Annotated in this window: 7 protein-coding genes and 1 pseudogene; 4 read left to right on the top strand and 4 right to left on the bottom strand. The window is 58.5% G+C overall.

Going from position 1 to position 15,085, the window contains the following annotated elements; all coding sequences use genetic code 11:
* Positions 1-134: 134 nt before the first annotated feature.
* The 4 genes and pseudogenes from HKD31_RS16100 to HKD31_RS12415 all read left to right on the top strand — a co-directional run.
* Positions 135-696, top strand: a pseudogene (locus tag HKD31_RS16100) (transposase); the annotation flags it as partial.
* Positions 697-1,293: 597 nt separating this feature from the next.
* Positions 1,294-4,143, top strand: a complete 2,850-nt coding sequence (locus HKD31_RS12425; protein WP_194265252.1) for a TonB-dependent receptor plug domain-containing protein — start codon at positions 1,294-1,296, stop codon at positions 4,141-4,143.
* A 51-nt stretch (positions 4,144-4,194) separates the two neighbouring features.
* The gene (locus HKD31_RS12420; protein WP_228120636.1) at positions 4,195-7,503 is read left to right on the top strand and encodes a GH92 family glycosyl hydrolase; all 3,309 of its coding nucleotides are present in this window, start codon (positions 4,195-4,197) and stop codon (positions 7,501-7,503) included.
* Between the two features lie 112 nt (positions 7,504-7,615).
* Complete coding sequence (locus HKD31_RS12415) at positions 7,616-9,877, top strand: GH92 family glycosyl hydrolase (protein ID WP_338085578.1); 2,262 nt, start codon at positions 7,616-7,618, stop codon at positions 9,875-9,877.
* 156 nt (positions 9,878-10,033) lie between these two features.
* On the opposite strand, the gene HKD31_RS12410 is transcribed toward HKD31_RS12415, so the two are convergent.
* From HKD31_RS12410 to HKD31_RS12395, 4 genes are all read right to left on the bottom strand, one after another.
* Positions 10,034-11,029: a putative FMN-dependent luciferase-like monooxygenase gene (locus HKD31_RS12410; RefSeq protein ID WP_338085577.1), complete on the bottom strand. Its 996-nt coding sequence runs from the start codon at positions 11,027-11,029 to the stop codon at positions 10,034-10,036.
* A gap of 86 nt (positions 11,030-11,115) precedes the next feature.
* Positions 11,116-11,739, bottom strand: a complete 624-nt coding sequence (locus HKD31_RS12405) for an alkylhydroperoxidase domain protein (RefSeq protein WP_062495512.1) — start codon at positions 11,737-11,739, stop codon at positions 11,116-11,118.
* Positions 11,736-12,386 (bottom strand): CMD domain protein, encoded by a 651-nt coding sequence (locus tag HKD31_RS12400; protein WP_194265255.1) that lies wholly within the window; start codon positions 12,384-12,386, stop codon positions 11,736-11,738. Before HKD31_RS12400 ends, HKD31_RS12405 begins: the two co-directional genes overlap by 4 nt.
* Before the next feature lie 36 nt (positions 12,387-12,422).
* Positions 12,423-15,023: a TonB-dependent receptor plug domain-containing protein gene (locus HKD31_RS12395; RefSeq protein WP_338085576.1), complete on the bottom strand. Its 2,601-nt coding sequence runs from the start codon at positions 15,021-15,023 to the stop codon at positions 12,423-12,425.
* Positions 15,024-15,085 lie beyond the last annotated feature (62 nt).

Below are 15,085 nucleotides of genomic sequence, written 5' to 3'. Positions count from 1 at the left end.
TGAAACACAGGCTCATGCGATTTATTTTCCACAGTCAGGGAACAGAACTCGCCGGATGATGGCATAAAGCCCCCTCTTGTCCATCTCCAAAGACCTTTCCGCAGGTCTGCTATCCAAAACGGCCGACCCGGCGGGAAAAGGCTGTGTCCTATGCGGACGCAAACAAAGAAGGGCGTCTCCCCTTTGACCCGGTACGGAATATCTGTCAGCGACCGCCTGTCCTTCTGGCGCTTTCTCGGTCCTGGGGGCATCGGATCATGTGCCGGATGCCAAAAAGATCTGCCTGTTTCGCGAACGTCTGGCCCAGACGGGCGATATTGAAAAACTCTTCAACCGGTTCGATGCCATGGTGCAGTCGGCTGGATCCCTGCCGATGTCAGGCCAGATCCCAAACACCACACTAATGGCGGCGCCAAAAACAGCGTAACACTCATGCTGGGAAGGTTGATCTTCGGGAGAAGTGTATCCCGAATACCGACAAGATAAACCGGCAAAACGGTCCCACAAGAACCGACATGCCCGATGCCCCCTGCAGTTCACCAAAGTAAAACGACAGGATGAGAGGACGATCCCCTCGACAGACTGCACTATCACACTCTTTGGCTATAAATCCCGTGTCGCCATCGACTGGAATTCAGTCCGATCCATAGACGGAAGACCACCGATGCGGCGGCCAGTGATGATATGAAACTACGCGCAGAGCAACAGCCCGGAACCGCCCACTCGTTCCTGACGCAAAGCAAAATTCATCACACAGGAACCGAAATCAGACCGGAAGGACCTCACGCGACGGCGCTCAAGGGTCGTTCACACGCCGCCACCCGTTTCGGAAAGACATCTCTTGATGCCCTTCCAAACGTTCGCTGCACAATGGATACATATTGTATCATAAGTTACAGTCATGAAATATGTATGCTTTTATGCAACACCTTTTCTTAAATTTATGTTCGATGATTTTTTGTAAGAATTAACAGTTTTTGTAACGGTCGAGCCAAGTTATGAACCGAAACACGTTATTGTTTCATAACGATGGCTTTCCGTTACTGATCCCCAATTTCCTACCCAGCTTGAGGACTGTTTTTTATGAAAGTCAGGCCAACCTCTCGTCGAAACGTTATGCTTTTCGCCTTTTCTGCGTTGACCGGTATCGCTGTCGCGGCCCCTTCCGGCCCAGCGCGAGCCCAGGCTGTCAATACCGCGCAGGACAGCATTGACAAGACGAAACAGAACAAGGTGCCCAGCCGCTCTGTAACGAGCAAAACATCGACTACCGCAGCATCGCGCAAAGCGACATTGAAAAATGCTGCCGATACCGGCGTAAATTCGACACATGCCGAGAGCGTCGTTGTCACGGGCACATTGTTCCACGACAAGAACCTGAGCAGCGCCTCGCCGATCGAACAGATCACTGCCAAGCAGCTTCAGCAGCGCGGCATCAAGACCGTGACTGACGCTCTTCAGCTTCTGTCGTCCAACGGTTCGGGCAACCTGACGAACGCGTTCTCCGCCAATGGAGCCTTCGCGGGTGGCGCATCCGCACCGTCTCTGCGCGGACTCCAGACGTCCGCGACGCTTGTGATGATGGATGGCATGCGCCTGTCTTATTATCCCGCAGGTGACGACGGCGCACGAAACTTCGTCGACACGAACTGGATGCCCTCGTCACTGGTGCAGACCATTGACGTCCAGCAGGACGGCGGTTCGGCACTTTATGGCGCTGACGCTGTTGCCGGCGTTATCAACATGATCACGCGCGAACAGATCAAGGGTTTCGAAGGCAACGCTGAAGGCGGCCTCAACCAGGGCGGCTACGGCGGCCATCAGCGACTCTACGCGAATTACGGCGTGGGCGATCTGGATAAGGATGGTTACAACTTCTATGTCAACTCGGAATACCAGTCCGATGACATGATCACCAACAGCCAGCTCGGCTATCCATACAATACGAGCAACCTCACGGGCATTGGTGGCGGAAACGCTGATGGCAACCTGCTGGGTTCCGACGGCACATTTACCAATGCCGTCACGCAGACCACAGGCGCCGTGGCGCAGGCTGTCGATAGCAACGGCAAAGCACTCAGCGGCTATCAGTTGCTGAATCCCACCTCCGGCTGCAACGGACTGTCAGGGGCTCATTCCGGATACGTTGCCGGTACGCCGACGGGGTCGGTGAGCACCATGTGCCAACAGGACAAGGTCTCGAAATACGGCGTCATCTCACCTTATGACCGCCGCGTGGAAGCAACTGCCCACCTCACGGTCAAGCTTGGTCCGCGTGCGAAACTGGTGAGCATGTTCACCTACTCGCAGAACCTGTCCTATTATACGGGCACCCCGAGCGCATTCTACGCCAACACACAGTCCCAGCTTGGAACAAGCGAAGGCGTGCTTGCCCCTGCCTATCTGCCGAATGGTTCGCTGAACCCCAACAATCCCTATGCGTCTCTCGGCGAAAGCGCACAGATTTACGGTCGTTTCATCGATCCCACGGCCGAAACCCAGTTTTCGCAGAACTATCGCGGCTCCATGCATCTGACCGGCTGGGAACCTTCCAACTGGGGCGGGGACTGGAACTATGATTCCAGTTTTGTCGGCATGAATACCGACCTTTCCACCAGATATGACAACAATATCAATATCGCCGATCTTGATTATGCGATCGAAAACGGCACGTATAATTTCGTTGATCAGGCCGCAAACTCCACTGCGGCAAAGCGCGCCATCGCGCCGACGGAAATCGTCCACTCCAAGACGGAAGAATATTCCTGGCAGGCTTCTGTCACCAAGGGGCTGGTGCGACTGCCGGGCGGAATGCTGAACCTGGCTGTCGGAACCAACGTCCGCTACGAAGGCTTCAACGCTCCGAATGCCAACCCGATCGATCCCAACGACGTCAACGACCAGTATGAAGGCATCAATCCGTTCAGCGCGATCGGCCATCGTTACGTCTATTCCGGATATTTCGAGCTGAATGCGCCGATCGTGAAAATGCTGAACGCCGATTTCCAGGGGCGTTACGACTCCTACTCCACGGGCTTCAGCCACTTCTCTCCGAAGATCGGCGTCACCTTCAAACCGACCAAGGAGTTCATGCTCCGCGGAACATGGTCGCAGGGCTTCCAGGTCCCGAGTTTCTACGAAACAAACGGCACCACAATTGGCTACACGTCTTATGGCCCCTCGAACCTGACCTGGATCAACCAGCACCTCAACGCCAACGGGACCAAGGACGACTACGCTCAGGCCTACAGCCTGGGTGGCGAAAGCATTGGCAACCCGAACCTCAAGCCCATGACGAACAATACCTTCACGGGCGGACCGGTCTTCCATCCCGTCCCATGGATGACGTTCAGTGCGGAATACTGGTACATCCGCGAGAAGAACGTCATTGTCTCCAATCCGATCCCGGCAGCCACCGTGGCATCGGCTTACGAGGCGTTGAACACCAACAAGACGGTCACGATCGACGGCGATACCGTGATCCCCGATGTTGCGGATCCGCTGCATCCTGACGCACCACGCCGCGCCGGCATCATTGAATCCTCCTATATCAACGCCGACAGCATGATGACCGACGGCGTTGATCTCAATCTTTCGATCAGCCATCGCCTGCCCGGTCCGCTGAAGATGATCAACTGGTACAGCAACGGCCACGCGACATGGGTGCACCGCTTCAACCAGACCATCCCGGGCGTGGGCGTGGAACGCTTTGCCGGAACCGAAGGCCCGTGGAACACAACCTCGGCATCAGGTACGCCGCGCTGGCGCGCCAACTGGCAGAATACCTTCACGTGGAACAAGCTCTCGACGACGTTCACGGTCTATTACACCAGCGGCTATCACGGCACGGCGGAAGACAACGATGGTCCAGGCACGGCCGGAAACTGCAAATACGCGCTCTATCAGGACGTCAGCAGCTTCTATCCCTCACAGTGCAATGTCCGCCACTTCTGGGACATCGACATGACTGTGAACTACCAGTTCAACAAACAGTGGGCGGGCTACGTCAACATCTACAATCTGGCCGGTTTCAAGGCTCCGTATGACTTCGGCACCTACGGTTCCTACCTTTACAATTCGTCCTGGGCCCAGAATGGTGTTCTCGGGCGGGCATTCCGCTTCGGAGTTACGGCAACACTGTAAGGCGTGATGCAAAATATAACCAAGCGATCCTATTCGCACGCGGCATTCCTCATGGCGACAATCGCCATGGGGGTACCGCAAGCCTTTTCAGCCCCCGTCCCCTCAAGCCTTTCGGACATGTCTGCGCCCCTCGCGGTCCAGACGGGTTCCGGGTCGGGCTGGGCTCTCTCCAGCACCGATGGTCCTACAAAGGAGGAGGTCATTACGGCCCGTGCCGGCAGCGGCCTGATCGGAACGAAGACGCTTCGCCTTGATGCAGCAGCCGCCTCTGTTCACACGATCATTGCGAAACCCGGTCGCGACATCTCCATCGACAGGCATTCCCACCTCACCTACGCGATTTTCCCGGTCGCCGATCCGCTGTCCCTGACGGATGAAGCCACCTATACCAGCCTGGACGTCCTGTTCACGGACGGAACCCGTGCCTCTACGCTCGGTGCCCGCGATCTGTCCGGAGCCGAACTGACGGCGCAGGGTCAGGGAGCAGGCCGGGCGCTCTACCCCAATCAGTGGACACTGGTTGATGTTCCTCTCGGCGAGGTCGCTGCGGGCCGAACCGTCGCCGCCATTGAACTCACGTCCCGCGCACCCAAAGGGAAAGCCCGGCGTGTCTATCTCGATGCGGTTTCCATCACGGATACTCCCGATCCGAGCAGCCTGACACCGGCCGATCTTGTGGACACACGACGCGGGACCAATGCGAACGGCCACTATTCGCGGGGGAACAACTTCCCTGCCGTCGCTGTCCCTCACGGGTTCAACTTCTGGACGCCCGTGACGCGTGGCAACTCCAACTGGCTTTACCAGTATCAGGAGCACAACGGCCCCGATAACCACCCGCGTCTCGAAGCCCTGTCTCTCAGCCACGAACCCAGTCCCTGGATGGGCGATCACGACACCTTCCAGATTATGCCCGCGCCCGGACCCGACGTGCCCTCCGCAGACCGGACAACGCGCGCTATCGGCTTTACGCATGACCACGAAACCGCCCTGCCCTACCGTTATGCCGTTACGCTGGACAACGGGATTGTGGCTGAGATGGCCCCGACCGATCATGCCGCAATCCTGCGCTTCCGCTATCCCGCGGGCACAGTTCAAGGGCAGGTCGTCTTCGACAACATCACCAATCAGGGCAGCCTGAAAATTGCTCCGGACGGACGCAGCGCCGACGGGTACACGGACGTCGCCAGCCAGCTCTCCACTGGCGCGAGCCGGATGTATGTCCATCTTGAATTCGACCGTCGCGCCATCGCACAGGGGCGCCTGAGCGGACAGAAGCGGGACAACGTGCAGGCCTGGGCGGCGTTCGACACGAAGACGGACCCGACCGTCACGATCCGGATCGCCACGTCGCTTATCAGCCTCGAACAGGCGCGTCATAACCTCGCACTCGAACTACCAGCCAGCGCTACGCTCGAAACCGTAGCGGACACAGCGAAAAGAGCGTGGAACAGTCGGCTTGCTCGCGTGCAGATCCCTGGCGCCCCACTAGACGAACAGCGCACGCTCTTCGGCAATCTCTACCGGATGTATCTCTATCCCAACAACGCGGCGGAAAATGTCGGCACCGCCAGTGCGCCGCGCCTGCGGCATGCCAGCCCGTTTGGGGTGCGGCTGCATCCCGACAGCCCGACGCAGACCGGGGTTCCGGTCGTAAACGGGCCGCTCTATGTCAATAACGGGTTCTGGGACACGTATCGCACGGCGTGGCCCGCCTATGCCCTGCTGACGCCGGAAGAAGACGGGCAACTCATTGACGGTTTCGTCCAGCAATACCGTGAAGGCGGCTGGATCGCACGCTGGTCCTCACCCGGTTATGCGGACCTCATGACCGGGACGAGCGCGGATGTGGCTTTCGCGGATGCCTATGACAAGCACGTCCGCAATTTCGATGCGTCTTCGTTCTATCGCGCCGGTCTGAAAGATGCGACCGTCATGCCCGATGATCCTGGCGTCGGGCGGAAGGGTCTCAACCGCTCGGCATTCCGGGGTTATACCGACACCGACACGGACGAGGCGCTGTCCTGGTCCAATGCTGCGACCCTCAATGATTTTGCCCTCGGCGAGATGGCCGCGTCCCTGGCCGCTTCCACTCCGGCTGACAGCCCGGCCCATGCCAATTATGCGGCGGAAAGCTGGTACCTGCACAACCGGGCGCTGAATTACGTCAATCTCTTCGATAACGAGGTTGGATTTTTCGTTGGCCGTCGGCCGGATGGCCGGTGGAGAGCTTCTAAAGCGCAGTTCGATCCGCTTGCCTGGGGCGGCGACTATACCGAGACAAATGCCTGGACGATGGCGTTCGATCCCGTTCAGGATGGACAGGGGATCGCCAGTCTCTACGGCGGCCGCGATGGGCTGGCGCGGAAGCTGGACGCATATTTCGCGACGCCCGGCGTTTACCACACGGGCGATTACGGCGGGGTGATCCATGAAATGCGGGAAATGCACGATATCCGCATGGGTCAGTACAGCCACAGCAACCAGCCCGCGCATCATATCCTTTATATGTATGACTATGCCGGGCAGCCCTGGAAAGCGCAGGACAAGATCCGCGACGTCATGAACCGGCTGTATCGCGGAACGGCGATCGGGCAGGGTTATCCGGGGGATGAGGACAATGGCGAGATGTCCGCCTGGTGGGTCTTCAGTGCGGCAGGTTTCTATCCCCTGCGCATGGGCACGCCGACCTACGCCATCGGTGCACCGCGCTTTGAGACCATGCGCCTGACGGTCGGGCAGGATCGGGTCCTTACGGTTCATGCTCCGGGCGTGAGCGACCGCAACCGCTTCGTCCAGTCCGTCAGCCTGAACGGCAGGCCGCTGACGCGCTGGTGGCTGAGCCATGACGAAATTGCCGAGGGTGGTGATCTGACCTTCCAGATGGGACCACAACCCTCGCACTGGGGAAGCTCACCGGATGCCTCCCTGCCGTCGCTGACACCGGCCGGACAGACGCCGAGCCCAGCGGTCGATCTGGCAGATGTCCCGGGCGCGACGCATACCGGGCCGGACGCGCTGTTCGACAATGACGCGCTCACATCAGCACCCATTGGTGGTACGGATGTGACGGTCACTGTATCGGCAGACGCATCGGCCCTGGCCTACACCGTCACATCAACCGGCAGCCCCGATCTCGCGCCTTCCGCGTGGGAGATCCTGGCGTCCGACGACAACAGGACGTGGCAGGTGGTGGATCACCGGACGGGTGAAGCATTCCCCTGGAAGCACCAGACACGTCCGTTCCTGCTACCGAAAGGCGCCACGCACCGGATGTATCGCTGGCATGTGCTGAAACCGGTCTCTGCCGAGGCTGGGGAATTCGAACTGCTGGGTCACACGTCCCCCTCAGCACGGTAACCCTTTCGCCCAGAAGATCCGGGGGCACCGCGTGCAATAGCCACCCGGATATTTTCACTCACGGAGTTAAGCCGTTATGGCGCTTTGCAGATTAGCCCGAAGTTTTCTGGTCGTGACCCTGCTGTCCGGGACCGCTCCTCTCGCCATGGCAGCACCGGCCATGGTTCCTGCGGATGCCTCTCCCGCCTCCGCCGTGGACCCACGGATCGGAACCGGGGGGGCAGGACACACCTATCCCGGCGCGACCGTACCATTCGGGATGATCCAGCTTTCGCCCGATACGGCGATGACGGATTTTCATCATTCCTATGCCTGGGCGGCGGGCTATCAGTATGATGACCCGACGATCATGGGCTTCTCACACACGCATTTTTCGGGCGCGGGCCATTCTGACCTCGGTGACGTGCTGGTGATGCCGATTTCCGGGGATGTCCGGCTGGAGCCGGGAGACGCTGCCGTACCGGAAAGCGGATATCGCTCGCGCTTCCGCCACGCCACGGAGATCGAGAAGCCGGGCTATTACGCAGTGACGCTCGATGATTACAGGATCCGTGCCGAACTGACCGCCTCCCGCCGGGTGGGCTGGCACCGCTATACCTTCCCCAAGGGAAAACCCGCGCATCTGCTGCTGGATCTGCGGCCGAGCATCTATGACTATCCAGGCAAGGTGCTATGGGCGCGCCTGCATGTCTCGGCCGATGGGACGGTTTCGGGCTGCCGGACGACACGGGGCTGGGCACCGGGGCGCACGCTGTGCTTTGCCATGCACTTCTCCAGGCCAATGGTCGGGCGCACGCTCTATGATCGCGAGACGAAAGTGGCCTATCGCGGCTTTGGCGGTCCGGGGAACCATCCCATCGATCATGAAGCGCAGAACGGCCGGGAACTGGAAGGCGTGTTCGATTTCGGGAAGCTGAAAGAGCCGCTTCTGGTGAAGACATCCATCTCACCGGTCAGTGAAGAAAACGCCATTGCCAATCTTGATGGCGAAGGACAGGACTGGAACTTCGACGCCCAGCGCAATGCGGCTCTCGAAGCATGGAACAAGGCCCTTTCGGTCATCGACATGCAGGGTACGCCGGATCAGCGGACGCAGTTCTATACCGCGCTCTATCATGTCATGCTTGCTCCGACGCTCAGCATGGATGCGAACGGCGATTTCACCGGACCGGATTATCAGCGTCACCGGGCGGACGGATTCGAGTTCTACTCCACCTGGTCGATGTGGGACGTCTATCGCGCGCAGCAGCCGCTTCTGGCCATTCTGCGTCCGGATATGAGCTCACATTTCATCCGCTCGCTCATCGCCTCCCAGCAGACCAGTCCGTTCGGCCTTCTGCCAATCTGGGCCTATCAGGGGCTCGAGACGTGGTGCATGATCGGCTATCACGCGGTGCCGGTCATTGCGGATGCGTATCTGGCAGGTGTGCGGGGCTTTGATGCCGAGGCCGCGCTCAAGGGCATGATCCGCAGTGCGACCTATGGTCCCTATGGTGATCTGACCGATTACATGAAGATCGGTTACGTCCCGATCGATAAGGAACCTGAAGGCGCATCCAAGACGCTGGAATACGCGTATGACGACTGGGCGCTTGCCCGCATGGCACGCGCGATGGGCAAGACAGACGTGGCACGGACATTCGAAAAACGTTCCGACAACTGGCGGAAAGTGTGGGATCCTCAGACGGGATTCATGCGCGCCCGCCTGTCGTCGGGGGACTTCCACACACCCTTCACTCCTGCCGCCGCAGCCTATGGAAGCGACTACACCGAAGGCAATGCATGGCAGTATTCATGGTATGTGCCGCAGAATATCCCGGCCCTCATCAAGGTCATGGGCGGACGGGAGAAGTTCACCGCCCGGATCGACGAGCTGTTCGACGCCAAGGTCGATCCCGCAATTTTCAGAAATGTCGAGGATATCAGCGGTCTGATCGGCTGGTACGCCCATGGCAACGAACCGGATCATCATGTCGCCTATCTGTATGACTATGCGGGTGCTCCATGGAAAACCCAGCAGCGCCTGACGCAGATCATGCAGACGCAGTATGCCCTTCGTCCGGACGGGCTGGCGGGCAATGACGACCTTGGCCAGATGTCGGCATGGTATCTGTTCACTGCGATGGGCTTTTATCCGGTTGCGCCCGCCAGCCAGGAATATGCGATCGGCCGTCCTTTCGTTTCACACGCCGTCATGCATCTGGGCAACGGCCATGACTTTACGGTCACGGCTGACAATCTGGACGATGCCCATCCCTATGTCGGTCAGATGACGCTCAACGGCCAGCCTCTCACCACCCCGTTCTTGCGACAGCAGGACGTGCTGGCAGGTGGCGAACTGCACTTCGTCATGCAGTCCCAGCCTCCGGCCTGACCCGACCGCCGGGGGTTCTTTTACCCCCGGCCTTCAGACACTTCCTCGAACTACCGCGAAAGCAGAGCGGAAGATGCCCAGAGAGTCATTCTCTCGTCATTCGCGAGGCCATGAAATCGGGCAACCACGACATCAAAGGGTCTTCACGCTTTCCATCTACAATTGAGGCGCAACCTGAGTAGCAAAGAGCTCCAGCGAGCGAAGAATGAAGCGGTGTTCCGGATCGACGGAATGAACCTGTATGGCGATCTCAGTAGCATGATCGAGCGTTCTGTCCTTTGACAGGGAGTCCAGAACATCGGCCGGCGTTCCCAGATGAACATCAAACGTCCGGATCAGGGTATCGATGTTGGTATCGTCAATCGTATGCCCGGCGGCCCTGAACTTTTTCACCTGCCGCAACAGTCCTTTCCCGGCCAGTTGCCGAGCTTCTTCGCGGTCGTCTGCAACGAAAACCGAGCGTGAAGCGAGTATCCGGGGGGCCTGCCCCGATGGCAGCGCTTCAAGATAGGCCTCGACGATCGGCAACTGAAGATCCGACAGGCTGGCATCCGGCCGGGCGGCAGAGCGTGGCTGCGTCCGGGACAGCAGCAGGCCATCACTGTCTTCTCCCGCCTTTTTCCCGCCAAAGGCGGAAAATGTCGCCTGCCAGCTCCGCTTTTCCAGTCCCGTCCCTTGAGGCCAGAGATGGTTCCCGCCGGCAAGTTCTGCGCCTTTCCAGGCAGATTTGACCGTCTCCAGATGACGGTTGAATGTTGCGTGACGATCCTCGAAACGCTTCCCGAATGCCAGATAGGACGCTGGCGTTCCCCCTGAACCGAACCCGACTTCCAGCCGCCCCTGCGACAGGATGTCGGTCACGATCGCATCTTCGGCCACGCGCACGGGATCTTCCATCACGAGAGTGACTACGCCTGTACCCAGACGAATACGGGACGTATTCGCCGCAACATAGGACAGAAAAGGAAAAGGAGACGGGAGTCCCCCCTCATCTCCATGAAAGTGATGCTGCGCCACCCAGGCGCTCTTGAAACCGTAAGTCTCTGCGGCCCTGATCTGTTCAAGCGCCAGGGCGTAACGCTGGCTGGCCGGGACGGCATCCAGAAGACGTGTAAAGAATCCGAACTGTTTTCGTAACACGGTCGAAATCACTTTCAATCTGTTCCCAACAAGGCCGGGCGCACGATGCAGTATTTTTCCATGCGTCCGCAATAATGCCTTCTTCCACGAAGGAAATCTTAGTCCTGTTTTTCCACCGGAAGGGTCGGATACCCCAGAGACAGCATCAGCCGGTTCGCCCAGTTGAAAAACGAGGACGCGTTGATCAGATCAAGAATCTCCGCATCATTAAAACCGGCCTGACGCAGAACACGCACATGAACATCTGAAAAACCAACGGGCGTTTCCGAGATCTGGCGGGCCACTTCCGCGACAAGCAGCCATGCCTCCGTCGCATCCACCGGCAGGCTTCCGGTTGCGAGCAAAACGGCCAGAGCCTCGGATGAGCCTCCCTGCCGTTCGCTGAAACGGGCATGAACAGACGCGCAGTAAATGCAGCCATTGAAACGTGAAACAGCCGTTGCCGCGAGTTCGCGCTCCCTGCGCGGAAGTCCACCGTCCGTGTTGTAAAAGATATCCCTGTCACTACGGGTCCGCGCGCCGAGAACCTGCGGATCACGGGCCAGCAGCATGAAATACGGGGACTTGGCGCGGGCACGATCCACCAGCCCGTCATAATGAACTTCCGTCAGTTCGCTTTCTTCAAGCGGCGGAAGCCAGGGGTGCCAGTCCAGAAGGGCTGTGGTGAAACGGGCAGGTTCCCGGTTATCCGGACGTGATGCATTCTGAGGGGTAACGCTCATGATGTGCTCTCCGGAAGACCCTGCCCCACGGCGGGACCGGCATGGCGCAGAACTGTCAGGCCATGAATGATCCTGACCTGAAAAGTGAGAAACGAAACGAGCTGGGACAGCGTCACGATGGCCGTTTCGCTCCATCCTGTTTCCTGCAGGGCCTCAAGTGCGCCGGCTGACGCATCGCGCGGATGATACACAAGAAGATGCGCATGCTTCAGAGCGGCAGACAGTCGCGTCCCGATCTCCGCAGCAGAAACATCGAACACAAGACCATTGAGATCTTCCGTGGATAGTGTCCCCTGCGGGTAAGCCCCGTAAGGCCCCCTTGTCCTGCCATCACGCACGAACTGCCTGATGGCCGCGGGGAGAGCATCGCCATCCCCGCTCCTTTCCAGAAGGTTCAGATACAGGCGGTAAATGTCCTGTTCCCCATGCAGTCCCGCGACAAATGACGCGACGGCCAGGCGCTCCGTTCTTGAAAAGCCCTCGTCCCGCTCCGGATGGAGAAGAAGCGCGGCGCTTTGCTGGGCATTATCTCGCAGGACACTGCGGCCACGCCTCAGAGTATCAAGCCATGATCCTGCCCCGATCCCAACGACAGAGTCGATCAGGTCCTGAGGCGGGTCCGATTCAAAGGAAAATCCTTCGGTCATCAGTTCATCCTCAAAAGAATTAAATGAAAGGGGCAATCAAAAGACATATCCAACCTTCGCATAGTAATATCCGCCTTCATATCCACCAGGAGCGGTCATCGGATACTTGATGGTTCCCTGGGTTTCGGAGAGTGTGCTCTCCTTCACCCGGGTCGGAAATTTGTTGAACAGGTTGTTGGCCCCCGCAGTCAGGGTAAAACCGTGCCCAACCCGTGCACTGAACGCAATGTTGGTCTGAACCTGCGGGCGGATATGCGTCCAGGTCGAGGACGGGTCACCGCTGTAGTTGATCCATTCAACCCCGGCATAACGCTGTTCCTGCACATACACATCATACCGTCCCTTGGACCAGTTCAGGGCAAAGGACTCCTTGTTCTTGGGAGAAGCCCGCAGGAGATTGTTGCGCGAGAGGCTGTCGTAATACGTTTGCCCCAACTGCTGCAGAACCGCGGGTGTGGCAGCGTAGCGGGTGACTTCCGTATCAGCCACGTTGGCCTGCACACTTCCGATCAGCACACCCCAACGCGGCGCGAGCGGAAACTGATAGCTCAGCTTGGCCGTAAAACCGTTGGTTGTCGTATTGCCGATATTGGTCATGTAATTGACGAATATCCTGTCCGTCGGGCTGCTGGTAATGCCCTGGGCGTAAAGGAATTCGTTCATCTGGGTTCCGGAAAACTCCGTGGTGCTTTCGATCCGGTCATTGATATCGATGCGATAGCCATCCAGCGAGAGATGAAGCGCATCGAGCGGAGACCAGTCGAACCCGATATCATAACTGCGGGATGTCTCACCTTTAACGCCCGTAGCACCCAGAAGCCTGGCCACCGGGTCGAATGACGAAAGATTCTCCGTCACCTGCCCCGGACCGGTAGATGTTGCATTGTAATGAACGGCGCCCAGAGTGGGCGCGCGATAACCCGTGTTGACACTGGCACGCAGCGCAAAACGCTTGCTGAAATTATACCGCATCCCGATAGAGCCGGTCGGCGCTGCTCCCTTGTCGGAATAGCTGACAGCCCGCCCCCCGATCGTCATTTCCCATTTTTGCGTCAGGAACAGATCCAGTCCAACGTGCCCGTCGAAAATATCCCGTGACCAGTTGCCGGCATTCTGGGGTTCGAACCCGGCATACCCCGCTGCACCGGAGCTTGGCTGGACACCCGTCTGCCCGACAAGCACGGGCCCGGTCGCCCAGGACTGATAGTCACCCTGGCCGATCTGATAGGTATCGTGCCGGTACTCAAGGCCAAAATTCAGCTCCGCAGGTTTGGCGAGACGGGGAATATCGAATTTCTTCGAGAACTTCGCCCCGCCGATCAGCTCGGATGAAATAAGCTGGCCCTGATGGAAACTTGTCTGACTATCAACGCCAAATGTCGGGTTCTCATCATTTTCAACATCTTCGTTCACCCGTTCACGGCCGAAGGAAACATACGTGTTCCAGGCCAGCCCTTCGCGAAGGACGCCACGCAGACCACCATTGACCTGAAAATCCAGCTCATCAAATGTTTCGATTGGAGAATATCCGTTCGGATAAAGCTCGCGTGTCGTATTGTTGTTGGCCGGACCACGGAAAAACCCGACACGATCCGTCGAACGATGCGCCAGCGTTCCGGTCGCATAGCCCTCCACCTGATCCGTAATGGGGATATGCCCGTTGAAGCTGAACACTTCCGCAAGAGATTTACTGACACCTTCGACGCGATTGACGTCCTGCCCGACGCGACGCTGCATCTCCGCATCCTGCGGCAGGGAATAGAGATTGGCTGTATTCAGGGCATCACGATGACTGGGAAGCTGGTTCAGAACCTGCCAGGCGATATCGATACCACCACCCTGATTGCCAATCCTGCGTTCAATGTCACCATAAGCCTCAACGGCCTGGCCATCCCCAGCGTAATATCCACTGTTCATGAGATTGACGGTGCCGCCATTTCTGGCACCGGATTTAAGAACAATATTAATGGCGCCCCCGATGGCATCCTGCCCGTAAAGAGCCGTGGCGCCTTCCGTAATGATTTCGATATGATCGATTGCACTGAGGGGAATCAGACTCAGATCCGCCGGCTGGGTTCCCTTCGCAGGGCCGTCTCCCCAGTTTCCGATGGCGCTGATATGACGCCGGACGCCATTGACCAGAACGAGAGTTTCATCGGCATTCAGGTTCCTCAGGATGACAGTCTGGGTCGGGGTCGTGGAATAGGCACCCCCGCCCCCGCCCGGTGGCGCGTTCAACTCCGGGGATGTCTGCTGCAGCGCAGCAATGACATTGGTCTGCCCGGTCTGCAGAAGCTGCGCACCCGTAACGGTCGCAACCCGCACCGTACTTTTCGTCGGCGTGGAGACCCGAAACGCGGAGGCAACATTCTCCCGGCTTCCCCTGGCCACGACCTGTTCCACAGATCCATGATCTTCTACATCCCTGGCGCGAACGGGATGCAATTCCACTCCAGAAAGCGTCTGGCGCACGGACACACGACTTTCAGGGCGCGCCTGCGTCACGTCAGCAGTCCTGCGACTTTCCTTGTGACTTTTCCGGACCGCCGCTTCACCATCGGTTGGTTTTGCCCCATCCGATGCAGCAGCCAGAGGCGCCATGCCCAGGGACAGAAGCAGGGTGGTAGCAAACGTCACAGGGCGTAAGCCTGCATACTGCAGGCGATCATAACTCCGTCTGTACAGCATCTCTATTTCAC

It is taken from the genome of Gluconobacter potus, from assembly GCF_015244705.1.
Lineage (GTDB): Bacteria > Pseudomonadota > Alphaproteobacteria > Acetobacterales > Acetobacteraceae > Gluconobacter > Gluconobacter potus.
This window is presented reverse-complemented; position numbering and strand designations above follow the sequence as displayed.

Excerpts from the sequence above, each read along its gene's own strand:
- HKD31_RS12420 (WP_228120636.1), top strand. The coding sequence starts at position 4,195 with ATGGCGACAATCGCCATGGGGGTACCGCAAGCCTTTTCAGCCCCCGTC.
- HKD31_RS12405 (WP_062495512.1), bottom strand. The coding sequence starts at position 11,739 with ATGAGCGTTACCCCTCAGAATGCATCACGTCCGGATAACCGGGAACCT.
- HKD31_RS12400 (WP_194265255.1), bottom strand. The coding sequence starts at position 12,386 with ATGACCGAAGGATTTTCCTTTGAATCGGACCCGCCTCAGGACCTGATC.